19 protein-coding genes are annotated in these 24,234 nt (G+C 53.5%); 8 read left to right on the top strand and 11 right to left on the bottom strand.

Features of this window, described 5'->3' with window-relative positions; genetic code table 11:
* Nucleotides 1–192: 192 nt before the first annotated feature.
* The gene (locus B2U47_RS12210; protein ID WP_296688391.1) at nucleotides 193–1,734 is read right to left on the bottom strand and encodes a leucine-rich repeat domain-containing protein; all 1,542 of its coding nucleotides are present in this window, start codon (nucleotides 1,732–1,734) and stop codon (nucleotides 193–195) included.
* A 115-nt stretch (nucleotides 1,735–1,849) separates the two neighbouring features.
* Between B2U47_RS12210 and B2U47_RS12205 the strand changes: the two genes are divergently transcribed.
* The 4 genes from B2U47_RS12205 to B2U47_RS12190 all read left to right on the top strand — a co-directional run bounded on the left by B2U47_RS12205 (nucleotide 1,850) and on the right by B2U47_RS12190 (nucleotide 4,892).
* Nucleotides 1,850–2,404, top strand: a complete 555-nt coding sequence (locus B2U47_RS12205) for a hypothetical protein (RefSeq protein ID WP_296681286.1) — start codon at nucleotides 1,850–1,852, stop codon at nucleotides 2,402–2,404.
* Between the two features lie 75 nt (nucleotides 2,405–2,479).
* Complete coding sequence (locus B2U47_RS12200; protein WP_296681283.1) at nucleotides 2,480–3,025, top strand: DOMON-like domain-containing protein; 546 nt, start codon at nucleotides 2,480–2,482, stop codon at nucleotides 3,023–3,025.
* Nucleotides 3,009–4,211, top strand: a complete 1,203-nt coding sequence (locus B2U47_RS12195; protein WP_296681280.1) for an exo-beta-N-acetylmuramidase NamZ family protein — start codon at nucleotides 3,009–3,011, stop codon at nucleotides 4,209–4,211. Before B2U47_RS12200 ends, B2U47_RS12195 begins: the two co-directional genes overlap by 17 nt.
* 48 nt (nucleotides 4,212–4,259) lie before the next feature.
* Nucleotides 4,260–4,892: a hypothetical protein gene (locus B2U47_RS12190; RefSeq protein WP_296681278.1), complete on the top strand. Its 633-nt coding sequence runs from the start codon at nucleotides 4,260–4,262 to the stop codon at nucleotides 4,890–4,892.
* A gap of 2 nt (nucleotides 4,893–4,894) precedes the next feature.
* Here the strand turns inward: B2U47_RS12190 and B2U47_RS12185 are convergent, their stop codons facing one another.
* The 4 genes from B2U47_RS12185 to B2U47_RS12170 form a co-directional block, all read right to left on the bottom strand.
* On the bottom strand, nucleotides 4,895–5,581 hold the full coding sequence (locus B2U47_RS12185; RefSeq protein ID WP_296681275.1) for a helix-turn-helix transcriptional regulator: 687 nt from the start codon (nucleotides 5,579–5,581) through the stop codon (nucleotides 4,895–4,897).
* Nucleotides 5,582–5,590: 9 nt separating this feature from the next.
* Nucleotides 5,591–5,989, bottom strand: a complete 399-nt coding sequence (locus B2U47_RS12180; RefSeq protein WP_296681273.1) for a VOC family protein — start codon at nucleotides 5,987–5,989, stop codon at nucleotides 5,591–5,593.
* A 92-nt stretch (nucleotides 5,990–6,081) separates the two neighbouring features.
* Entirely contained in the window at nucleotides 6,082–6,441 is a 360-nt protein-coding gene (locus B2U47_RS12175; protein ID WP_296681270.1) for a DUF1428 domain-containing protein, read from the bottom strand.
* 150 nt (nucleotides 6,442–6,591) lie between these two features.
* Complete coding sequence (locus B2U47_RS12170; protein ID WP_296681267.1) at nucleotides 6,592–8,931, bottom strand: right-handed parallel beta-helix repeat-containing protein; 2,340 nt, start codon at nucleotides 8,929–8,931, stop codon at nucleotides 6,592–6,594.
* A gap of 537 nt (nucleotides 8,932–9,468) precedes the next feature.
* Between B2U47_RS12170 and B2U47_RS12165 the strand changes: the two genes are divergently transcribed.
* Nucleotides 9,469–10,149 carry a cytochrome b/b6 domain-containing protein gene (locus B2U47_RS12165; protein WP_296681265.1) on the top strand — a complete coding sequence of 227 codons (681 nt, stop codon included), beginning with the start codon at nucleotides 9,469–9,471 and terminating at the stop codon, nucleotides 10,147–10,149.
* Between the two features lie 17 nt (nucleotides 10,150–10,166).
* Here the strand turns inward: B2U47_RS12165 and B2U47_RS12160 are convergent, their stop codons facing one another.
* From B2U47_RS12160 to B2U47_RS12135, 6 genes are all read right to left on the bottom strand, one after another.
* The gene (locus B2U47_RS12160; RefSeq protein ID WP_296681262.1) at nucleotides 10,167–11,777 is read right to left on the bottom strand and encodes a type I restriction-modification system subunit M; all 1,611 of its coding nucleotides are present in this window, start codon (nucleotides 11,775–11,777) and stop codon (nucleotides 10,167–10,169) included.
* Entirely contained in the window at nucleotides 11,774–12,853 is a 1,080-nt protein-coding gene (locus B2U47_RS12155; protein WP_296681259.1) for a PDDEXK nuclease domain-containing protein, read from the bottom strand. Before B2U47_RS12155 ends, B2U47_RS12160 begins: the two co-directional genes overlap by 4 nt.
* Nucleotides 12,854–13,043: 190 nt before the next feature.
* Nucleotides 13,044–14,327, bottom strand: a complete 1,284-nt coding sequence (locus B2U47_RS12150; protein WP_296681255.1) for a restriction endonuclease subunit S — start codon at nucleotides 14,325–14,327, stop codon at nucleotides 13,044–13,046.
* Nucleotides 14,328–14,476: 149 nt separating this feature from the next.
* Nucleotides 14,477–15,478, bottom strand: coding sequence for a PDDEXK nuclease domain-containing protein (locus B2U47_RS12145; protein WP_296681253.1), 1,002 nt, complete (start codon nucleotides 15,476–15,478; stop codon nucleotides 14,477–14,479).
* Complete coding sequence (locus B2U47_RS12140) at nucleotides 15,471–18,464, bottom strand: type I restriction endonuclease subunit R (RefSeq protein WP_296681250.1); 2,994 nt, start codon at nucleotides 18,462–18,464, stop codon at nucleotides 15,471–15,473. The genes B2U47_RS12145 and B2U47_RS12140 overlap by 8 nt, the downstream gene beginning before the upstream one ends.
* 258 nt (nucleotides 18,465–18,722) lie before the next feature.
* Nucleotides 18,723–19,340 (bottom strand): ubiquinone biosynthesis accessory factor UbiJ, encoded by a 618-nt coding sequence (locus B2U47_RS12135; RefSeq protein WP_296681248.1) that lies wholly within the window; start codon nucleotides 19,338–19,340, stop codon nucleotides 18,723–18,725.
* 236 nt (nucleotides 19,341–19,576) lie between these two features.
* Between B2U47_RS12135 and B2U47_RS12130 the strand changes: the two genes are divergently transcribed.
* The 3 genes from B2U47_RS12130 (at nucleotide 19,577) to B2U47_RS12120 (ending at nucleotide 24,095) form a co-directional block, all read left to right on the top strand.
* On the top strand, nucleotides 19,577–20,776 hold the full coding sequence (locus B2U47_RS12130) for an FIST signal transduction protein (protein WP_296681245.1): 1,200 nt from the start codon (nucleotides 19,577–19,579) through the stop codon (nucleotides 20,774–20,776).
* Nucleotides 20,777–20,861: 85 nt separating this feature from the next.
* Nucleotides 20,862–22,616, top strand: coding sequence for an ATP-binding protein (locus B2U47_RS12125; RefSeq protein WP_296681242.1), 1,755 nt, complete (start codon nucleotides 20,862–20,864; stop codon nucleotides 22,614–22,616).
* Nucleotides 22,617–22,670: 54 nt separating this feature from the next.
* A complete protein-coding gene (locus B2U47_RS12120; protein WP_296681239.1) occupies nucleotides 22,671–24,095 on the top strand; it encodes a sigma-54-dependent transcriptional regulator in 1,425 nt (474 codons plus the stop codon).
* Nucleotides 24,096–24,234: the final 139 nt, after the last annotated feature.

Below are 24,234 nucleotides of genomic sequence, written 5' to 3'. Positions count from 1 at the left end.
CTTCGCTACCTGCAATGCCGCTTAAAATTAGACAGCATCACCCTCCGAATTACCCCTCACCCCCTGCCCCCTCAAGGGGCGAGGGGGAGTAAGAAAGATGTTTTTTAGCCCCTCTCCCCTTGAGGGACGACCCTGTAAGGGGCTGGGTGCGGGGTTGGGGTGAGGGGTAACGGCGAAGCCGCAAAAAGAGCATCACTTCCGGTCACACCCGGTTTGCCCTTCACTTTTGAGTTTCTCCAGCGTTTCCTGTACTTTTACCCAAGGCTTTGGCAACGTCAACGTCACTTTGTGTTGCAGCTTGCGGGTAACAATATCCCTGATTTTTTCTTCCAGAATGCCGATGCGCCAATATTTCCGTGCCGAGATTTTTTCATAATCCTCTATTTGCTCAACACCCGGCAATTCAAGTGGCAAAGCGGGGCGGTCAGGTTGTTGTTCGCCCAGATCAATGCGGTTTTTTACCACAATAACCGTACTGGCAGGACTCAGGTCATGAATTGACTCCAACCAGTAGGTAACGTGATGGCGGGTTTCTTCCTGTATTTCGGGTGTTTCTTCCGCCCATAGCAACAGGTAAAGGCATTCATTGGCAAGAAACAGGCGGTGGGTGGCGTGGTATATTTCCTGTCCGCCAAAATCCCATAATTGCACGTTGAGAGGTTCAACTTCGCCATACAGCGTCATGGGCAAGGTGCTGATGGTGATGCCGTGGGTTGACTCACAGTCTTGATTGACAGGTTTGCCTGTCTCCAAGGCAATTGCCAGTGTGGTTTTACCCACACGTCCGTTACCGACCAACTGGATTTTGAGTTGTTTTTGAGTTACTGAGCCATGTGACAGAATGGCTTGGCGATAATGTTTGACATTTTCGAGGCAATCATTAATTTCCCTTTCACCTAGTAATACTGCTGGAATGCCAGATTTAGGGCTGTCATGAAAATAGAATTTTTTTAACTGGCCTGACAATAACAAGTGGTCAATAGGGGAAAGATCATTGATTTCATTAGACCCACAGTGAAGCGCTTGCAAAGCAGGCAAGCCGCTGAGGGGCGACAGGTCGCTGATCTGGTTATAGCTACAGTCAAGCGATTGCAAGGCAGGCAAGCCGCTGAGCGGCGACAGATCGCTGATCTTATTGCCCTCACAGTCAAGCGATTGCAAGGCAGGCAAGCTGCTGAGCGGTGACAGGCCGCTGATCTGGTTACTCCAGCATGTGAGCGATTGCAAGGCAGGCAAGCCGCTGAGTGGCGACAGGTCGCTGATCTTATTGCCCCCACAGTGAAGCGATTGCAAGGCAGTCAAGCCGCTGAGCGGCGACAGATCGCTGATCTTATTGTCCTCACAGTCAAGCGATTGCAAGGCAGGCAAGCCGCTGAGTGGCGACAGGTCGCTGATCTGGTTAGAGCTACAGGAAAGCGATTGCAAGGCAGGCAAGCCGCTGAGCGGCGACAGGTCGCTGATCTGGTTAATGGCGCAATTGAATTCAGTCAGCTTGGTTAGTTGCTGAATGGATGGGGGGATTTCCCTGATGTCCCCGTATTTGTGACTTCTAACCCAGTATCCTGACACATCCAGTTTTTCCAGCCAGGTCAGTTCAAACACCTGCGGGGGGATTTCCGTCAGGCCGAGCTTGCTCAAATCCAGTTCGGTCGAGCGGGTGCGGCGGCATTCGTCGATGCGTTCGAGGGCAATTTCCAGCGGGGGCGGGGTCATAAGCGTCAACAAGTCATGCATAAGGGACAACAGCAAGGATAGTAGCCGGAACTGCCGGGTGATTCAAACCGCACCAGCCCAAACCATTTCCCTCGCCCGCAGTCTAAGCCGGTATTCATCATCAAGGAGCCATCCCATGTTTAGCCGTCAAACCATGCCTGTCCTGCTGCTGGGCGCGTGTGCCACCCTCGCGGCCTGTGTGCCGAACCCGCCTGTCGGTGACAACCAGACCCCCGGCAATACCACCCAGAACCTCAGCAATAGCGGCACGCTCTGCCTGGTCGGGGTGGCGGACGATGACATCAAGGTCTATTACCTGCCGATTGGCACAAGCTGCGCCTCTTCCAGCCTCAACCGCTGGAACAACTCGCGCCTGACGGCGGTACTCGCCCCGCAAGGCGGCAGGGAAGAGGCCATCCTGATTGATTCCTTCACCACCCACATCCGCAGCAACAGCCCGGTCGCTACCGCCGACTGTGCCGGGGCTGGCATCCAGACAGCGCAACTCGACCTGAGCGGCACACGCGGCTTCGAGGTATTCTGGGGCGGACGCCGGATCGGTGGTATCGCCAACACACCCGGTGCAATCCGTTGCAACAAGGTCGACGCCAGCGGCAACATCACCCCCGCACCCGAACTGCACGAAGAAATCCGCAGCATGGTGCAAATGGATGCCTTCATGGGGCGCTAAGCCGCGCAGCAATTGCATTTCCCCCGGCACTGCGACACACTTCCCGCCAATTACAAAATTGTCGGGAAACCACCCTTGCTTGAGCTGCACTGCCACCCTGCCACACCCTGCCCAATCAATCTATCGCTGCACGCCAACGCCACTCGCCAGCCTGACGGCAGCCTGCGCCTGTGCTACCACCTGCACGGTGATGTGGCGCAGGTACGCATTCCCCCCGCGCAACCCCCGCAGTTCACGGATAACCTGTGGGAACACACCTGTCTGGAAGCCTTCGTCGGTGTCGTGGGCGACAGCGCCTACCGCGAATTCAACTTTTCCCCTTCCGGTCAGTGGGCGGCGTATGCTTTCAGCGACTACCGGCAGCGGCTGGCATGGCAAGACCCAGCCGCACCCACGCTCTCTCTTGCTCCCTTCCCTGACAAGGGCAGGGTTGGGGATGGGTTTGTTGTTAGCGCCATCATCACCCCCGCCAACCTGCCCGCAGCAACCCCCTGGCAACTCGGCATTACCGCTGTCATCGCGTTGCTCGACGGCAGCAAATGCTACTGGGCACTAACACACCCAACCGAACGCCCCGATTTCCACCACCGTGACGGATTCACCCATGAAATTTGGCCTTGACCGCTTCCTCAATGATTCCACCCTGCGTGCGCCCTTGGCGGGCAAGCGCGTTGCCCTGCTGGCACACCCCGCCTCGGTCACGCCCGACCTGACCCACGCGCTGGATGCCATTGCCGCCTTGCCGGATGTGCAACTGACTGCCGCCTTTGGCCCGCAGCACGGCATCAAGGGCGACAAGCAGGACAACATGATGGAATCGCCCGATTTCCTCGACCCCATTCATGGCATCCCGGTGTTCAGCCTGTACGGGGAAGTGCGCCGCCCCACGGATGCAATGCTGGCGACGTTCGACGTGCTGCTGGTGGATTTGCAGGACTTGGGTTGCCGCATCTATACCTTCATCACCACCCTGCGTTACGTGCTGGAAGCGGCAGCGCAACACGGCAAGTCGGTGTGGGTGCTGGATCGCCCCAACCCGGCAGGCCGCCCGGTGGAAGGGCTGAGCTTGCGTGCCGGGTGGGAAAGTTTCGTCGGTGCGGGTGCAATGCCGATGCGCCACGGTCTGACCATGGGCGAACTCGGCCTGTGGTTCATTGACCAGCTCAAGCTGGATGTTGATTACCGCGTGATTACCCTGCAAGGCTGGCAACCGGAATCCAAACCCGGCTACGGCTGGCCGCTGGGGGAACGTGAATGGGTCAACCCCAGCCCCAATGCGCCCAACCTGTCAATGGCGCGTTGCTACGCCGGGACGGTGATGCTGGAAGGCGCAACCCTTTCCGAAGGGCGCGGCACAACCCGCCCGCTGGAGTTGTTCGGCGCACCCGACATTGATGCCTGTGCCGTGATCCGCACCATGCAGGCAATGGCGCCACACTGGTTGCACGGCTGCATCCTGCGCGAATGCTGGTTTGAGCCGACTTTCCACAAGCATGTCGGCAAGCTGTGTGCCGGGGTGCAAATCCATGTGGAAGCGCCGCATTACGACTATGCGACATTCCGCCCCTGGCGGGTACAGGCGCTGGCGTTCAAGGCCATCCGCCAGCTTTACCCCGACTATGCGTTGTGGCGTGATTTCCCTTACGAATACGCATTCGGCAAGCTGCCGATCGACGTGATCAACGGCTCACCGCTGCTGCGTGAATGGGTGGATGATGCGCAAGCCAGCCCCGCCGATCTGGATGCCCTGACTATCCCGGATGAACAGGCATGGGCGGAGGCACGCCAGCCGTTCCTGCTATACTGAGGTGTAAGGGGGAGTTCTTTCCCCTGGCACAATCAATGGAGGTGCGCAATGTTTCAACGAATCCTCATGCTGTTGCTGGCGGGCTTGCTCAGTGCCTGCATCAACACCCCCAACAGCAGCAACAACAACCAGCAAGTCATTAGCGGCACGCCTTTGCAGGCAGCCAATACGGTGGTGCAAGCCATCAACAACCTGCAAAACGGCAGCGGCGGCTTGCAGCCGTTTACCAGCCTGTTTGATGCGGCAGGGGTGCGTTTCATGCCGTATTACCGCACGGAAGCCACTGACCAGATCCTGACTGCCACCGCGTTTGAAAGCGATTTCATCCTGCAAAATCCGCCGACCCGCAACTGGGGAACGCAGGATGGTTCCGGCGACCCGATCATGCTGCATGTGCGCGACTATTTCGGGCGCTACGTGTGGGATTTCCCCTACCACAGCAATGCCACGGTCACGCTGATCAGCAGCAACAGCGATTTCCACTCGCAAGGCAACCTGATCAACAATCTGCTGGGCAGTTTCCCGCAGCCACAATACCGCATCGTCGAATACCACCAGCCCGGAACCAACCCCGCCTATAACGGCATGGACTGGACTAGCCTGATGGTGATCCTCAAAGATGCGGGTGGTGGCAACCAGTGGACACTGGTCGGTTTGGCGCATGGTTCCTGGACGATTTAGGCTCAATAGCCTTCTGACTGCATCAGCCTGACGAAATCGCCCAGCGTTTGCCCCGGCGATTCCTCAAAAATCTTGTCCAGCGTATCCAGCCAGCGGATGCGGTCGAGGCGGAAGGTACGGAAGTCGTGGCGCAATTCGCACCATGCGGTCAGCGTCCACACATTGCCCCAGAAAAACAGCCCCAGTGGTTTGACATCGCGCTGGCTGCATTCGTGGTCAGCCCGCTGGTAATCCAGCCGCAGGTAACGGTGCTGGGCAATCGCATGGCGGCAGGTGTCGAGGGTGGTTTCGAGGTCTTCGCGCACCCCGAAACGCATGGCAAACAGGCGGCTTTCCTCCAGATGGCGGTGCAGTTCGGTGGGAATGACAGCATGAACCTTGTCGAGTACCGATTTCGCACTGCTGCCGAGTTCACTGCCACCCCAGGCTTGCAGCATCCGCGCACCCACCACCAGCGCTTCGATTTCGGCAGCGGTAAACATCAGCGGCGGAATGTCGAGCGAATAACGCAGGTGATAGCCAACCCCGGCTTCGCCTTCCACCGGCACGCCAGAGACGCTCAAGTCCTGAATGTCGCGATAAATGGTGCGCTCGGAAACCTCCAGCCGCTCGGCAAGTTCACGCGCAGTGACCAGCCGCTTGTTACGCAGGATTTGCACAAGCTGAAACAAACGGTCGGCACGGCGCATGGGTCAGCCTTACGCCATCGAATGCAGGCCGATCATATTGCCCTCGGTGTCGAACACCAGCGCAATGAAACCGTGTTCGCCGATCGGCATTTTTTCCTTGAAGATGCTGCCACCGTTGGCTGCGGCGCGAGCGGCATCCACTGCGCAATCTTCACAACTGAAATACACTAATGTACCGCCGCCACCGGATGGGCAACCGCCCATTTTGCACAGTGCGCCCGCAGCACCATAGGTAGGATTGTCGCAATCGGACATCGGAAACGTCCACATTTCCAGATCAGGCCAGGCTTCAGGGTCAGACATGGGTAGCTTTTCCAGCTTGGTTGCAAGCATGGCTTCGTAGAAGGCGATGGCGCGAGGCATATCCTGCACGTAGATTTCAAACCAGCCGACGGGGTTCGCTTTCATGGTATTACTCCTTTGGTGGGTCATTGTTGATTGGTTTTTTTAGTATAGATGCTGCTTCCTGACAGCATCATGTCAGGAGGGTCTGACTTTCTCTACAAATCTACCAAGGTGGTGAAGCCGCCGTAATTCATGCGGTTGCAATCGAACGGCAAATCCTTCATGTCGCCGCATTGCATCCGTGGGTCTTGGTGGACTTTGGCGTTTACTTCATCGCGGTGCTCGCGGGATTGGTAGACGATGAAGGCGAAAATGACGGTTTCACCTTCCTGCACCCCGGCGATACGTGGGAAAGAATTGTTGGCAAATTCGGAACTCAGGTCTTCGCCCACGCATTCCTTGTAGGCGAGTGCGCCGTGTTCCATCCAGATTTCGCCTGCCTGTTGCGCCATTACGCGATAGTCTTCCAGACGATTTTCGGGAACGGGTAATACGAATCCGTCGATGTAGCTCATGGGGTGTCTCCTTGGGTGGTAATGATTTTTTTAAGTATATGGGAAATATTCATGAACACAGGGGAAAGCGAGTTGTGAGTGTGTGCCAGCCAGAAAAAAAGGGGAAACCTTTCGGCTTCCCCCTCAACTTCTCGTGAAAAGTCAGATTGCTTATTGTGCGGTCAAGGTGATGGCTACGCTGTTGTTGCTCAGGTTACTGTCCCCCTTGTCGGAGGTGGCTGTACCTGTCAGGGCATAACTGCCCGTCACCGCAGGACGCAGGTAGAGGTAACGGGTACGTGAAGCCCCTTTTGCCAAGCTGCCAAAACTGCACGTCACTTGGGTAGTGGTGGCGCTGCATTCGCTACCGTTGCCACCTTTGACCCATGCCATATTGGCAGGCAACGGCAACACAAAACGCGCATTGCTGGCGGTATCATTGCCGTTGTTCTTCACCGTGAAGCTGAACTCGGCGGCTGTACCCTTGGTGACGCTGGCCTTGGTTGCCTTGAACACGGTCAATGCCATGTCCGCATTGCCTGTGGCTGGTGGGGTGGCGTTGATGGTCAGGCTCAGGGCTTGGGTATCCGACAAGCCTTTGCCATCGGTCACTTTAACGCTGAAGCTGGTTGTCCCCGCCGTGGTGGGTGTACCACTGATGACGCCCGCAGCACTCAAGGACAAGCCTGCTGGCAAGCTGCCGCTGTTGAGTGACCAGGTATACGGGGCTGTGCCACTGCTAACCGCTAAGGTTGCGCTATAGGCTGTGCCCGCTGTACCTGCCGCCAGGCTGGTGGTGGTGATATTCGGTGGCACGGCAACGGGTTGCTCTGCCACCACTAAGCCCAATTCCTGTGTATCCAGTGCGCCGTTGGCATCAGTGACACCCAAGGTGACAGTGGCTGTCCCTGCTGTGGTGGGTGTTCCGCTTACCAAGCCCGTGGCACTCAGGTTCAAGCCGTTAGGCAAAACCCCACTGACAAGCTGCCAGGAGTAAGGGGCAACCCCGCCGCTGGCATTGGCTTGTGCGGTATAGCTTGTGCCTACGGTAGCTTGTGGCAAGCTGGTAGTGGTGATGTTCAGGGCTGGTGGTTGACCGGAGAACTCATAAGCCCCTATATCCCACACCCCGTTCATGGGACGTACCAGACCGTCGTAATCATGGTCTGGGGCGTTGGTTGCCGTACCCGCATCAATGGCGGGTGAGTTGGCAGTCAGGTGGAAATCGGTAGCACTGGCGAGTTGTGGGGCTGCCAGTACGGGGTTAACCCCCAGCATTTCGCTACCCCAGTCACACCGTGGCTTGCCGGATGGACCATTCAGCAGGTTGTTTTCGATGGTGTAATGGGATGCAACGTCGGCATTGCCGTTGTTGGAGATCGGGCAACCTGCAAAGTTCAGGGTTTTATGCCCGTTGTCGTGGATGAGGTTGTTGGCAACGTAGATATTGCCAAATTCAGGGTGGATGGGGACACCTGCATCACGGGTGTAATTGATCCCGACCTGACCATTGCCGACGATAGTGTTATTGACGATTTTTACCCCGTTGATGTTGCCGGGGGTGGGGGCTGGGCTGCCACATTGCCCAAACATATCGCCCCAAATACCGACATTCACCCCGTGGCGGGTATTGTTGTAAACGAGGTTGTTGCTGATGGTGACATTACGCAAGGGGCCGCCGCATTCCGATCCCAAGGTAATGGCACTTTTGCCGATGCCGTAAACCTTGTTGCGGTCAATCAGGATGTTGTAGGTATGCTTGTTCCAGGCATCCACATAAATCCCGACCTTGGTGTTGTTGTAAACGGTGTTGCCTTGCACCAGCACGTCGTGTGAACCTTGCTTGATGTCGATGCCTTCACCGCCACCAGCATCATTGCCGTTATCATGCACCACGTTATTGGTGACGGTCACGAAACTGCTTTCCCGCAACACGGAAAGGTTTTCATGTTCACCGCCGTTGTTGGCTTTCTCAATGTCGTTGCCATCCACCACCACCCGGTCGCCATAGCCCACCACGATCCCGGACAGGCGGGTGTTATAGGTTTTGTTGTTGCGGATTTCCACGTCAGCACAGTCATAGCAGGAGATGCCAAAGCCGTTGGAGGAGGTGTTATTTTGTACCTTCAAACCGCTGACACGGACATGGCGGGTTTTGTTGGTGGCAGTCCCCCGGATGGTGAAAATACCGTTCCAGTAATCGGCACTGGTTTTGCCGGTGGCGTCCAGCACCGGAGTTTCACCGGGGTAATTGGTGAAGGTGATGGGGTTGCCCGCTGTGCCGGATTTGCTGACCAGTACCACCCCGCTGTAAGTGCCACCTCGGATGTAGACGGTATCTCCCGCATTGGCGGTGTTAGCGGCTTTCTGGATGGTCTTGAACGGTGCGGCTTCCGTACCCGCGTTGGTGTCGTTGCCTGTGGTAGCTACGTAGTAGTTGGCGGCATGGCCTGCCTGAGCTGCCAGCAACAGGGGGATGGAGGCGTAAAAATACGCCTTGTGCTTTTTCATGGGTAACTCCCTCATTGTGTTTCGCAAGTAACAACAAGGTAGCATTTAGGCAAGTTAAAAACAAAAACTGATTATCTCAGCTTATAATAGAAAGTTGATTTATGTCATGGTTTGGTCAGAATCCACCGATAACGAGACCGGCTGTTACTGCCAATAAATACCCCCGCTTTAGGGCGGGGGTTAGAGGAGTCGAAACATGGCTAGGCAGCTTGTTGTTATTGATGATTATGCCTGCTCTCTGCTTCTTGGGGCTTGCTGATAAATTCTTTTGTTGTTGTTACGCTGTTCTGACTGAGAGGATTATTGCAACCCCCGTGCCAACGTTGGTGGAAACCCCAAGTTATTGATAATTTTGGTTTTTATTTTATTGTTAGGAATGTGCGTCAGCCATTGGCAGTGACGTGCCTGTCAGGAAGTGACAACTGTGGCGGTATTGACCAAAGTCGGGGCGCAGGCTGGCAGCGTAACGATTTTTCCCATGCTGGTGGGCAATCGCTTACACTTGCCCTTATACGTAAATTGCAGAAGGGGAATACCATGCCACAGGAAACCATCCGCCACATACTGGTCTGGTCGGGTTGGGTACGCCTGCCCCACTGGCTGATTGCTGTTGGTGTACTGTTTCAGTTTGTCAGCGTTTGGGCCATCGGGCTGGGGGCGGCGGATTACGAATTCTGGCGCGACTGGCATCTGATTGTCGGGCAGTTGCTGATCGTGGCAGTGGTTGCACGGGTCATTCTGCTGTTCATGCTGCCGGGTAGTGCCCATTGGCGGGCATTGTTGCCGGATCGGGCGCAATGGGTAGGCGTAAAGCAAATGCTGCTATTTTATCTGAGCTTTGCGCGTGCGCCCTTACCGAACTGGTTTGCGCATAATCCGTTCTGGCGACAACTTTACCCGTTGTTGTGGCTGGTATTGCTGCTGTGTGCGTTCAGCGGGCTGTATTACAACTCGGCAAACAGCTTCCTTGGCATGTCGATGTTTGGCTGGCATGACGTGCTAGCTAGCATCATTCTGGGTTTCAGCGTGCTGCACATCCTGGCGGTTGTTCTGCATGACCTGAAAGGCAAGGGGGCGGGCATTTCCGGCATCATCAACGGCTACCGCTATTTCCATGTGGAAGGGCGGGATGAGGGCGGGAACACACCGCCAGCAAGCAAGAAATCGGCGGTGGTGCATGTGTCGGTCGACAGCATCCAGAAAGCGCCGAAACGCTAAGGCAAAACCCAACCTCATCAGATCGGTAATAACCCCAGTTCCTTGAGGAAGGCGTTGTGGGTCTCGGAGGCTTGTACGGCGCGTTTCTCAATCGCTCTGAGTTCCGCATTGACCGCTTGCAGATCAATGGTTTCCTCGCCCTTGGCGGTGCTGACATAGCGCGAGATATTCAGGTTGTAATCGTTCTTTTCGATTTCTGCCATGCCCACTTTGCGCGAATAACGTTCCTCTTCCTTGCGGTATTGGTAAGTGCTGACAATCTTGTCGATATGCTCCGGCAGCAGGCGGTTTTGCCGCTTGCCTTTCTCGAAATGGTCGGCGGCATTGATAAACAGCACATCATCCGGTTTTTTGCAGCGTTTCAGCACCAGAACGCAGACCGGAATACCGGTGGAGAAAAACAGGTTGGGCGGCAAACCGATCACGGTGTCGATGTGCCCGTCCTTCAGCAGTTTGGTGCGGATGCGCTCCTCCGCCCCGCCCCGAAACAGCACACCATGCGGCAGGATAATCGCCATCACGCCGTTATCACTGAGGAAGTGGAAGCCGTGCAGCAAAAACGCGAAGTCAGCAGCGGATTTAGGCGCAAGACCGTAGTTCTTGAAACGAAAGTCCTCGCCCAGCGCGTCGTTAGGTTCCCAACGGTAGCTAAATGGCGGATTGGCGACCACCGCATCGAATTTCAGCTTTTTCGCTGGGTTCATCTCATTGAGGATGCCCCAGTCATTGAGCAGGGAATCGCCGTGGTGAATCTCGAATTCGGTATCCTTCACCCCGTGCAGCAGCATGTTCATCCGTGCGAGGTTGTAGGTGGTGATGTTCTTTTCCTGCCCGTAGATTTTGCCAATTGTCCCGCCTTCCTGACGCATCCGGTTTCTGACATTCAGCAGCAATGAACCGGATCCACAGGCGAAGTCGAGCACATTTTCCAGCTTTTTCTTCTTGCCGGTTTTGGGTTCTTGGCTGTCCAGCGTGACGATTTCAGAGAGAATGGTGGAAATCTGCTGCGGGGTGTAAAACTCACCAGCTTTTTTGCCGCTGCCTGCTGCAAACTGACCGATCAGGTATTCGTAGGCGTCACCTAAAATGTCGGTGTTGGTGCTGAACTGGGCAATCCCTTCGGCGATTTTCTGGATGATGGTGCAGAGTTTGGCATTGCGCTCAGCCGGTTTTCTGCCCAGCTTTTCGGAATGCAGGTTGATCTCGGAAAACAGCCCCTGAAAATTGCCACCAAAGGATTTTTCTTCGATGTATTTGAAACCGTTATACAGGGTTGTCAGCAGGTCGGGGTTTTGGGTACGCGCCAATTCCGCGATGTTGCTCCACAGGTATTGGGGTTCGATCACGTAATGCACTTTGAGGCGCATTTGCTTTTCAAAATCCGCCACGTCTTCCGCATAATCCTGATACCACAGGCTCAGCGGTGTGACGTTGGGCAGGTCGGCAGTATCCGGGTAATCCGCACCCAGTTCCTTTTTCGCGGCCGCTTCGTAGTTGTCGGAGAGGTAGCGCAAAAACAGGAACGACAGCATGTAGTCGCGGAAGTCATCGGCATTCATCGCACCGCGCAGGTCGTCAGCGATGTTCCAAAGGGTGATACCCAATTTCTTTTGGTCTGATTCAGTCATGGCTTATCGTTTGGGTGTGTTTTGATACTGAGTTCTTGTTCAATTTGCTCAATGGTGGGCAAACCGATTTCAAGCACGGCTGGAATAGCATCACCCAATTGATACTGGGCAATGCCTATGGGTTTATGACTATCACGCAAAGCGTATTCTGCTACGATGCGGTTATGATTTTTGCACAACAGTAATCCGATGGAGGGCTGATCATCTGGGTGTTTAAGCAATGAATCGACCGCACTCAAATAAAAACTGATTTGCCCAGTATGTTCCGGTTTAAAGTCACCCGCTTTGAGTTCGACTACCACATAACAACGCAATTTTAGGTGGTAAAATAGCAAGTCCAAATAAAAGTCGTCTCCACCCACCTCTAAATGAATTTGCTTGCCAACAAAAGCAAAGCCTGCACCTAGTTCCAGCAAAAATTGCGTGATGTGCTCAACCAATGCAGTTTCGACAGCTCGTTCCTGTGCCTCTTGTCCTAATCCCAAAAAGTCTAGGCGATAAGGGTCTTTCAGCGATTCTCGTGCCAAGTCAGATTGAGGTGTTGGCAAACACTGAGCAAAGTTATTGACGGCTTTACCTGCTCTATCTAGCAAGTTAGTTTCTATTTGCATCACCAATACGTTGCGAGACCAATTGTGGGTGATGGCTTGTTGGGCATACCATTCACGAGCTGCTTGGGTGTTGAGCTTATCCAATAAGGTGATGTGGTGATACCACGGCAATTGTGCAAGCACCTCTTGCACAAATTCACTGCTGCTCCAGTTTTGGGCAAAAGAACGCATGTATTTGAGGTTACGCGGTGAAAATCCTTTCATGTCAGGAAAAGCAACCCGCAAGTCATGCGCCAAGCGGTCAATCACTTTCGCGCCCCAACCCTGCGTGGATTGGCGGGTTAAAATTTCCTGCCCTATTTGCCAATATAACAACACCAACTCACGGTTAACCGCTAATGTTGCCCGCTGTTGTGCGGTGTGAATGCGGGTTTTAAGGCTAATCAGCCAGTCTTGATAACCTGCTGGCAAGGGAGTGAGTGCCACGGGGGTGTCATCCGGTTTATTCTTATCTTGTTCTATCATGGTTGGCTCGGTTGGGTTGTCTCTGCTGTGAGAGGTTTAGGCAATTGGAAGCGGTAACGAATCTTCTTGAAGAATCCCCACCCCAGCCCTCCCCTTATCAGGGAAGGGAGCAAGAGAATCATGCCACTTTCTTGTTCCTCCCCTGATAAGGGGAGGTTAGGAGGGGTTTCTTTGGCGATGGTCTGAAAGATCATGCACCTACCTCATCCATGCTCGGAAAAAGCTGCTGCATCAGCCCTTTCTTGTGCTTCTTGAGTGCCTCCACTTTCTCAGCTTGCGCAGTAATCAGCTCGTCAACCGAAGAAAGACAATCCGCAATTTTTTGCTGTTCTTCGATTGACGGCATATAAATTTGTGTACCTAGAACAATTTTATTTGAGCTATGCCGAACAGTAGAGCCTGTTGCTGTATCTCTAATTCTCTTGTGGTATGTTTCAGTTGAGAAGAAGTAAAGTAAAAACCTAATATCCAGTGGATTCTTTGGGGTTACTTTAACGATACGCTGGTTCAATAACACTTCTTCATTCTCTTTAAGCAATATAGGCTTGCCAAGCAGCTCACATGATGGTGTTAAATCTGTCAATAGCAACAACAAGTCACCTTGTCGACAAGCATACTTAGAATCACATTCTTCAATGGTAAATTTTGTATTCTCTTTGTTAAAGTTTGCCGCCCCATGTTTTGTAAAATTTTTAGGGGTTAGCAGTTTTTTCCCGTTCTCAGAAAAATATTCACTTTGAAAGGCATACCCTGATAACAGTTCAATAAGGTTTTCTAGTTTGTTTTTTTTCCACCCATCCCGAAACTCAGGAAACCGCAACTTCGGCACAGTCTCCCCTTCGGCGGGGAAGAGTTGCTGCATCAGCCCTTTTTTATGCGCCTTGAGGGCGGCGAGTTTTTGGGTTTGGGCGGTGATCAGATCGTCGATGGAGGAAAGGCAATCGGCGATTTTTTGTTGTTCTTCGGAAAGTGACTCTGGTAACGGCATTGCCAAAAAATCAGCGGCACTAATAGCCATACGGTCATGCCTTGCACCATTGTTAGATACAACGCGCATATAATTATGCCACTGCGATGTTTTGAAATAATGCTCGTAGAAGTCATTATTGGAATCGTTAAATCTGAAAACAGTATAAAGTGGCGACATTACACCCGTGCCAAGCTTGTTTTTTGAAATGGGGCCGACGGGTGCAAAGGTAGATATTCGAGGATTGTAAACATAATCCCCTTTTTCAACAATGTAGTAACCTTCAAGATTATTTTGATTCGCAATGTCTTTATCAAAAAAATCACGCTGGTCAACAATGCCGTATTCTGCTGAGTTCGTCAGAACTCTATTATTTCTGCCATCTGTATTTTTAAGTGTGGTGCATTTTGCTACATACTTTAACTTTACTGTTTTCCACTCCCCCGCATCCCGAAACTCAGGGAAACGTAAGGCTGGCACTAATGCCTTTTTTTCTGGTTTAGTCATGGCTTGCCTCTTGTACCGTGGAAGAAACCCCTCCTAACCTCCCCTTATCAGGGGAGGGACAAGAAACGGTGCTGCCTCTTAGCTCCTCCCCTGATAAGGGGAGGCGGGGGTGGGGTTTCTTCCGAATGCAAATGGGGAATGGGGGCTGATTATTCATTGCCATCCTCCATGCCAGCACAAAGCCCATGCAATTTGGCTTGTAGTAGCTTTTTATCCGGCAATTGCAATTGGTATTCTGCGATGAGCGTTGGCGAGAGGTTGCGTGATAAGGCGTATTCCACCACTTCATCATCTTTGTCACGGCACAGCAACACGCCAATGCTGGGGTTTTCGTGCGGCTTTTTCACGTCACGATCCAGTGCTTCGAGATAGAAATTGAGTTGCCCAAGGTGTTCGGGCAGGAACTTGCCAATTTTTAGCTCAAACGCCACCAGTGCGGATAAGCCACGATGGAAAAACAGCAGGTCGATGAAAAAGTCCTGATTGCCCACTTGCAGACGGTATTCTTCACCGATGAAGATGAAGTCCTTGCCTAATTCCAAGATAAACTGCCTCATGTGCTGCACCAGTGCTTTTTGCAGGCGATTTTCACTGTGTACGGGGGGCAATCCTAAAAATTCAAGGACATAGCTATCTTTGAAGGTGTCGCCAATAGTGGGGTGTAATTCTCTCAGCAGTGCCGAGAGTTTTTGGTTGCCCATCGACATCCGCTCAAATTGTGCTGAATCAATCTGACGTTCCAACTCCCGCGAAGCGTAACGTTCCTTAATGGATTGTTTCAGGTAAAACTGCCGTTCTTCAGCAGTCTTGCAGCGTGAAAAGATAATGGTGTTGTGTGTCCACGGCAATTGTTTCACCAGTGGGATGAGTTGTTCATCCGCCTGATAGGTTTCATAGAACTGCTTCATCCGCCACAGATTCTTGTCACTAAAACCTTTAACATCAGGGTCATGCTGGCTAATGTAGCGTGCCAACTCGCTGACTACGCCCTTACCCCATGCCTCGTTTTGGACTTTGTGGCTGATGGTTTTGCCGACGTGCCAATACAACGCAATTAATGCCGTGTTGACGTTCGTGAAGACGCTTTGGCGTGCCTGCTGAATGTGTTGCAAAACTTCGCTAAAGTCCTGTTGGTTCGTGAGCCTACTCATACGCATTCAACCCCGAAATGTCGCGCCCACCCGCGAGCTTGTTCAAGTAGGGAGCCAACTCTTCCATCAGCGCCAGTTCTGCCTTGCGGCGCTGTTTCCAGCCGAGTTCCAATGGCGCGAGCAGGTCGGTGAGTTGTTCGCCGTCGAAGATCATGCGGCTCATGATGGCATCGACAAAGGCTTGCAGGGCTTGGGTTTGCAGCCCGTGCCGGTCGGCGATACCCGCCAGTTCCTCAGCGGCTTTTTTCGCCTTGTAACCCTGATAACCCTCGCGGATTTCATGCTCTTGCAACGGGCTATCGGTGGGCAGGCTATAGATATAGGGAATGATGTCATCGCGTTCATCCAACAAACTGGCGTTGGAACTGATCATATCGACCAATTGCTCACGCGACATTTTCATCCTGCCTGCTGCGGTGGATTCGGCAATCAGCCCCATGATGTAATCGTAATCGACCAGCGAGGAAGCAAACAGCACCAGGTCAAATTCCAGTTGCTCCACATCCGGGTTGGGGTCTTCGGTCTTGCCCTGCTTGCGCCGCAGTTCCAGCGCGGTGTCGAGATACATCGCTTTGAAGCCGCGTAAAGTGTCGGTAGGCAGGCGCGTTTCGATGGTGGTTTTGCTCTCCGCGTCGAGGTCGGTGTATTGCTCCAGTTGGGTCTTGAGCTTTTGTACTTCCTTGAAATGGTTGATGAACTCAGCCTTGGCGCTGTCGCCTTTGAGGTTGGCGACTTGCGCAGGCTCACACGCCAAACCCTTGCCAGCCATGAATGTTTCCAGATTGGCGACGGCTGCCGTGTACTTCTCGACTACCTTCTCGGCAGGGTCAACCAGCCAGATTTCTTTTGCCCGATCCCGATCCTCCTTACCGGAAAACATCCTGATGGCAGTATCGACTTCGGTTTCCTGATAACGGAAATCGAGGATATTGCCCCACGGTTTGGTGTCGTTGAGCACCCGGTTGGTGCGCGAAAATGCCTGTATCAGCCCGTGGTGCTTGAGGTTTTTATCCACATACAGGGTATTCAGGTATTTGGAGTCGAAGCCGGTCAGCAGCATATCCACCACGATGGTGATGTCGATCTTGTGTTGGCGCGGGTAGTCGGCATTGCTGTACTTGTGGTCTTTGATGCGCTGCTGCACATCCTGATAGTACAAGTCAAATTCGTTGAGGGTGTGGTTCGTGCCGTATTGCTGGTTGTAGTCGTCGACAATGGCTTTGAGCGCGGCCTTCTTTTGCTCCGGCTCCTGTTCGTTGTCGGCCTTTTCCGTCGCCAGGTCTTCCTGTAGCTGGATCACATCCTTGTTGCCTTCTGCCGGTGGCGAAAACACACAGGCGATATTCAGCGGGGTGAAGTTCTCATCTTCCTCAAGCTGTTGCGCCTGAATGGCTTTAAAGCGCTGGTAGTATTCAATCGCATCATTGATGGAGGCAGTAGCAAGGATAGCATTAAAGCGGCGCTGGTCGGTGGCGCTGTCGTGCTTGTCCAGAACCGCCCTGATGACAGCATCTGGCGGCGGGAGTTGGCCTTTTTGCGGTTTCTGGTCGCCATTCTTGCCGAAATAGTCGATGTGGAAGCTCAGTACATTTTTGTCGTCGATGGCGTTGGTGATGGTATAGGCGTGTAGTTCCTGCTGGAAAATATCTTCCGTGGTCTTGAAGGAGCCGACAGTCCCGTCAAATTGCTGGTAAGTGGCGTTTTCCTCAAAGATCGGTGTGCCGGTAAAGCCGAACAGTTGTGCCTTGGGGAAAAATGCCTTGATGGCTTTGTGGTTCTCGCCGAACTGGGAACGGTGGCATTCGTCGAAGATAAACACCACGCGCTTATCACGCAGCGGTTGCAGCCGTTCTTTATAGGTTTGTTGCCCCTGTTTTTGTTTGGTTTTATTGCGGGTGCTGTTTTCGTCCAATGCCAACCCTAACTTTTGGATGGTGGTGACGATCACCTTGTCGGCGTAATCATCCGATAGCATCCGCCGCACCAGTGCTGCGGTGTTGGTATTTTGTTCAACGCAACCTTCCTGAAACTTGTTGAACTCCTCGCGGGTCTGGCGGTCGAGGTCTTTGCGGTCAACCACGAACAGGCATTTGTGGATGTCGGGGTTATCCTTCAGCAGGGTGGATGCCTTGAATGAAGTCAGTGTCTTGCCGCTGCCGGTGGTGTGCCAGATATAACCGTTGCCCCGATTCTGGTGGATGCAGTCGACGATAGCTTGCACCGCATAGATTTGGTAGGGGCGCATAATGAGGATTTTCTGTTCACTCTGCACCAGTACCATGTAACGGCTGATCAATTGCCCAAGACGGCATTTTTCGAGGAAATCGTCGGCAAAATGGTGCAGGTGCGTGATTTTTGCGTTGTTCTCATCAGCGTGTTGGTAGATCGGTAAAAAGCGCTCGTCGGCATTGAAACTGAAATGCTGGTCGCGGTTGTTGGAGAAGTAGAGCGTATTGTTTTCGTTACTGACGATAAACAGTTGCATGAAGCACAGCAACGAATTGGTGTAGCCGTTGCCGGGGTCGTTACGGTATTCGATGATCTGTTCCATCGCCCGGCGCGGGCTGATTTGCAGGGTTTTCAGCTCGATTTGTACCAAGGGCAAGCCATTGATGAGCAAGATCACGTCATAACGGTGGTAACTGCTGTCGGTATTGATGCGTAGCTGGTGGATGATTTCAAAATCGTTTTTGCACCAGTCGCGTAGGTTAACCAGCATGTATTCCAGCGGCGTGCCATCTTCGCGGGTGAATTTGCCTTTTTCGCGTAAGGACTGGGAAGCAGTGAACACATCGGCAGTAATGATTTCGTCACGCAAACGGGCAAATTCGGCATCGGTCAGACTGACCCAGTTCAGCGCCTCGAATTTCTGGCGGAAATTGTTTTCCAGCGCGGCTTTATCGCGGATGTCGGGGCGATAGGTGTATTTGAGGTCTTGCAGCTTCTCAATGAGTTTCTGTTCAATCACGTTTTCTTTGGTCGTCATCCAGTTAACTCTTCGATTGGGCTGTCATTGATTATGTGCAGGCAGTATAGCCGATAAATACAACGCTTCGTATTGTCTCCTAACAGGCTTTGCGAAACGTTAGCGGGGTACAGCCGCCCGCCGCATGGGCGTTCGGAAGAAACATACGGCAAGACCCTGATAACGACAAATCAATGACTTACGGGTATGTTTCTTCAGAGCTTGTGCCACTGTCGATTGTGTTGAAAAGGTCGAGGTTCATTTCCCCTCTGTACGTGGCTAATGATTGCTTTCCAGCCGCTTGAGCCGTGCTTCCAGTCGGTCGGTATCCATGCGCAGGGTGTCGACCGCATCCAAATATTGGCGCAACTCGGCATCAGCGGGCACAAGGCGGGCTTCTTCCTGCAAATATTCCTGGGTATTCAGGCGCATGGCATGGGCGGAATCCTCCAGCCAGCCCTTGGTGGCGCGTGCCAGTTGCCCCATCTGGTGGGCGATGACATCACCGACAGCGCGTGACAGCAATTCCTCCCAATCCACGTCGATTTCGCGCAGAATCTGGCTGAAACGGTTGCCTAGCCCCATGTCGCCATCAATTTTGATGCCCTGTTCCAGCATCGCCTTGCCAGTGTCTTCAGCGGAGGAAAGCCGCATCAGTGCCAGCGCGGAACCGTGGATGGTGACATCTGGTTCGGCCTCATAAGTGGTTGTGACGCGCACGGTGTCTGCGGTTGGCAGGAAATACAGCTTCAGATCGGGGTTACTGATATGCAGGCAGATCAGCTTGCCTTGCAGGGCTTGCAGGCGTTCCAGCGCAGTGCCGTGGGTTTGTTTGTCGAGCTTTAGCCAGGTGTTGAAGGCGGTTTCGAGGGTGGCAGTGAGGGCGGCGAACAGCATGATAATTCCTTGGCGGCGAAATCCGGTTGCTGTTGATGATACTACAGCGTTCGCGGAAAAACTGGCAAAAACCTAGTTTGGTGTTCCTGTCTCAAGGCTGACTTTCACTAACCGCTTGTCAGTGGAAGCCAAACGAACGGCTGTTTCAGCGTAAACTGATACCCTCTTCCCGCTCAGGGAAGAGTCCCTATCAGGGTTGGATTCCGAAAATTCTGAAAATAATAAGGAGTGTGATTATGCTAAGTTTCCATTCTGCCAGCACCCGTATGGTGAATTCCAAACGCGCCATCACGGAATGCATGGAGGCTGCCTTCGGTGAAGGGCACGCCACTGATTGTGATTTGCTCGTCATCTATGCGTCGATGGGGCATAACTTTCAGCACCTCCTTGATCAAGCCCATGCAATGGCTCCCGGCGCCCGCATTGTCGGCGCATCCTGCTGCGGTATCGTGGGTAAAGAAGGCGTCAGCGAGTCGATGAAAGATGTCGCCATCATGGCGGTGCGCGGTGCGCCGGAAGAGATTTCGGTAGCGCATGTCGATGGCATCCTCGGCAGCAACTCCTACGAAAAAGGCAAGGAACTGGGGCGCCAACTCAAGGCGCAGCATCCGGGGATCAATATGGTCTATTTCCTCGCCTCAGGGATTGATATTGCCAATGATCGCTGCATTGCGGGCATCGAATCGCAATTGAATCCCGGCGTGACGATTTTCGGGGCGACTTCCGCCGACAATATGAAAGGGGTCATCAGTTTTCAGTTTCTGGACAATCAGGTTTATGAACATGCTGCAATCGCAGTGGGGTTTGCTGACCCGACGCTGGAAGTGGTGACACGCGCAACGCACGGTTTTCTGGCGACAGGCGAACCAATGGAAGTGACCCGCGCGGAGGGACACCGGATTATCGAGCTGGATGGGCGTCCCGCTTGGGAGGTGTATACCGAACGCTTAGGCTTGGATGCATCGGCAACCTGTGGCGACACCATTCCCATTGGCGCACTGGCTGAGGAATTGCCGGAGCATCTCAAAAAGGAATACGGCAACGACCACATCCTGCGGGTAGTCACCAAGCGCAGCGATGATGGCGTGATGTATTACACCACGGAATGCCCGCAAGGCACCAAGCTGTGGCTGACGGTCAGAGACGAGGAACTCATTTTTTCCGAGATGAACCGCATGATGGAATGGTTCGCGGAACAGGGCAGCGGTCGGACACCCGTGGCTGTCTTCCACGCCGACTGTCTGGCACGGGGGCGCTTTTTATTCTCAAAAGTGATCAAAGACGAGTTGGTGCATTGTATGCAGCACCCGCTTTCCTGCGATGGTGAAGTGCCGCCTTGGCTGGGTATTTACGGGTTCGGTGAATTCGCCAAGCTGGGCGGGGTGAACACTTATCATAATTATACGACCGCCATTTATGCGCTATACCGCCGCTAAATAACTTGACACTATGGTAAGCGAACAAGAGTACCTTGACTTAAAAAACAAATATGAGGCGCTTCGCCGCAAGTCATCGTTTTCTTTGGTTGAGCAAAAACTCATTGATACCGGCTACCGCCTGGAGCGGGAGCTGGCGCGGTTTGAGGCGATCTACAGCTACAGTCAGCAGCTTCTCAGACAAGCCGATATGACGCTGTTTGCCGAAACTGCTGCCGAAGCCATTGTCGATATGTTTGAACTGGAGACAGGGGCCGTTTGGCTATTTACTGCCGAGGGCTACCTGTCTCCCCAACCGGTTGCGATTTCCACGTCGTTGGACGAAACGGTGGATTGGGGGTTGTTTGCAGCATGGCTGGGTGAGCATGGTTTTTCGGCTGCATGTTCCCCGCAAAAAAAACCACTGGTTTACCACAATCAGGCAGATTTGTTGCCACTCGGCATCTACTTGCTGCTGGTCAATCCGCTGGTCAATGCCCGTAATCAACTGCAAGGCTTGGTGCTGGGTATGGTCTCGGTGCAAAACCATCGGTTGTACGATAGCCCAGTCAAGGAACTCACCGGCTCATTCACCGTGTTTTGCCAGTTGGTTGGCACGCTGCTACAAAATCGCGACAGCCGGGAAATCATCCAGCAGCAAATTATCTCATTGCAGCAATCCGAAGCCGAATTGTTGCAAGCCAGGGATATAGCCGAAGCGGCATCCCTCGCCAAGAGTAACTTTCTTGCCAATATGAGCCATGAAATCCGCACACCGATGAATGGCATCATGGGCATGGCACACTTGGCACTGCAAACCGATTTATCGCCAACACAGCGTGATTACCTCGAAAAAGTACACCGTTCCGCCAAGAACCTGCTGGGTATCCTCAACGACATTCTGGATGTCTCCAAAATCGAATCCGGCAAGTTACATCTGGAAAGTATTGATTTCTGTTTGCAGGAGTTGTTCGACAACCTTGCCGCACTGCTTGAACCCAGTGCATCAGGCAAGGGGCAAACCCTGAGATTGCACATCGACTCCAGCCTATTTTCCACCAATCTGATCGGTGATCCCTTACGATTGCGGCAAATTCTGCTGAACCTTGGCAATAATGGCGTTAAATTTACCGGGGTGGGTGGAGAGGTATCACTGGCGGTAACACTGGCAGAACGTCGCGCAGCATCCGTGTTGCTGCATTTTTGCGTCAAGGATAACGGTATTGGTTTAACGCCGGAACAACAGGCGCGGCTTTTCCAGCCATTCTCACAAGCGGACGATTCCACCACGCGCAAGTACGGCGGAACGGGGTTGGGATTAGCCATTTCAAAGCAGCTTGTTGAAATGATGAATGGCACTATCTGGATTGAAAGTGAATTCGGCAAAGGCAGCACCTTCCATTTCACGGTGGAAGTGCAGGAACAAACCAGCACCGTCATGGCAGTACAGCCGGATGCCGCAGCCAGTCTCGCCGAGACTATCGCCCGGTTGCAGGGGGCAAGAATTTTGGTGGTAGAAGACAACGAAATCAACCAAGAGATTGCCATTGCGCTGCTGGAAATGAGTGGGCTGATGGTTGAAGCTGCCAACAATGGTCAAGAGGCGTTGGAGCGTCTGGCATCCAGTGAGTTCGACGGGGTATTGATGGATTGCCAGATGCCGGTAATGGATGGCTACGAAGCCACCCGCCAGATTCGCCAGCAAGCAAGATTCAAGCACCTGCCCATCATTGCCTTGACTGCCAATGCGATGGAGGGTGACAAGGAAAAAGTCCTTGAAGTTGGCATGAATGACCACATTGCCAAGCCGATTGATCTCAATGTGATGCTCGTAACCATGGGGCAGTGGATCAAGCGATAGGCATTCGGACCATGCTTTCCCACTACCTGAAAATAACACAACCAAGGTAATGACATGCCTGAGCAGACCGTATTGATTGTCGATGGCAACCCTGCCGAACGCGAACGTCTGGAGTTGACCCTGCTGCGGATGGGGCTGGATACGTTAACAGCACCTTCTATTGCTGAAGCCGTTACGCAAGCGAGCCGTTTCCCGCCGGTATTGTGTCTGGCTGAACTGGCATTGCCGGATGGTGACGGGCTGGCATTGTTGCAGCAGATGCACCAGCAGCAACCGCCCGTGCCGGTGGCTTTCATTAGTGGCAGTGCTACGGTCAATTCAGCGGTGGCGGCGATGAAAGCCGGAGCGGTGGATGTCATCCCCAAGCCAGTGGAGTTGGTACGTTTGCGCGAGTTGCTGCAAAGCGTGCTGAACCCAAAAGCCAGCAAGCCGCGCAAGAATGCACCCTCTGCCACGCTTGACACACGCCAAAGCAGCATTCTCGGCAATGCGCCGGTCATGCAGCAATTGCAGGCAACCATCCGCAAGCTGGCACGCGGGCAGGTTCCCGTCTATATCCACGGCGAATCCGGCAGCGGCAAGGAACGGGTGGCGCACGAAATCCATCAGCAGGGGGCGCGAGCCAATGCGCCTTTTATCCCGGTCAACTGCGGGGCAATTCCTGACAATCTGATGGAAAGCGAGTTTTTCGGGCACAAGAAAGGCAGTTTTACCGGCGCGGTCAGTGACAAACAGGGCTTGTTTCAGGCTGCGAACAAAGGCACGCTGTTTCTGGATGAGGTCGCTGATTTGCCGTTGACCATGCAGGTCAAGCTGTTGCGTGCCATTCAGGAAGGTGCGGTCAAGCCGGTGGGCGGGTTGGAAGAAATGCCGGTGGATGTGCGTATCCTCAGTGCAACCCACAAGGCACTGGAAGAGGAAGTGCTGGCTGGGCGTTTCCGGCAGGATTTGTATTACCGCCTGAATGTCATCAGGCTGGATGTGCCGCCGCTGCGTGAACGTCAGGAAGACATTTTGCTGCTGGCTGATGTTTTCCTGCAACGCATTGCCGAACGCTGGCAAACAGACCCCATTGCCCTGTCACCCGCTGCCCGCGCTGCGCTGCTGGCTTACGCTTTCCCCGGCAATGTACGCGAACTGGAAAATATCCTCGAACGAGCCTGTACTCTGTGTGACGACGACCTGATCGAGGTGAAGGATTTGCGTCTGCAAGCGGTGCGTTTCGATCAGCCTGCTACGGCTGCTACTCAGCCGGTGGCAGTAGTGGCGGAACAGTCGCAGGCAACCGCAGGTGATTTGCTACCGGATGATGTGTGGAACCCGGAAGATGAAGATGCCGAGCGCGATCTGGTGCTGCGGGCGCTGGACTACACCCGCTGGAACCGCACGCGGGCAGCCCGCATTCTGGGCATGACCTTCCGGCAACTGGGCTACCGTATCCAGAAGTATGGGCTGGATGAACCGGAGGAGGGATTGTAGAAAACCTACAATCGGCCTGTAGGTTTTTTCCAGCGGACTGTGGAGCTTCTACACACATTGGTGGTTGGTGGCAGGTGGTCTTTTTCAAGTCATTGTTTTTATTGGGATGCAAGGGTTGGCATGGCTCCTGCAATAACCT

The organism is Thiothrix sp. UBA5583 (genome assembly GCA_002425225.1).
GTDB classification, from domain to species: Bacteria; Pseudomonadota; Gammaproteobacteria; order Thiotrichales; family Thiotrichaceae; genus Thiothrix; species Thiothrix moscowensis.
Note: the sequence above shows the minus strand (reverse complement) of the source record. Positions and strands in the feature narration are given on the sequence as shown.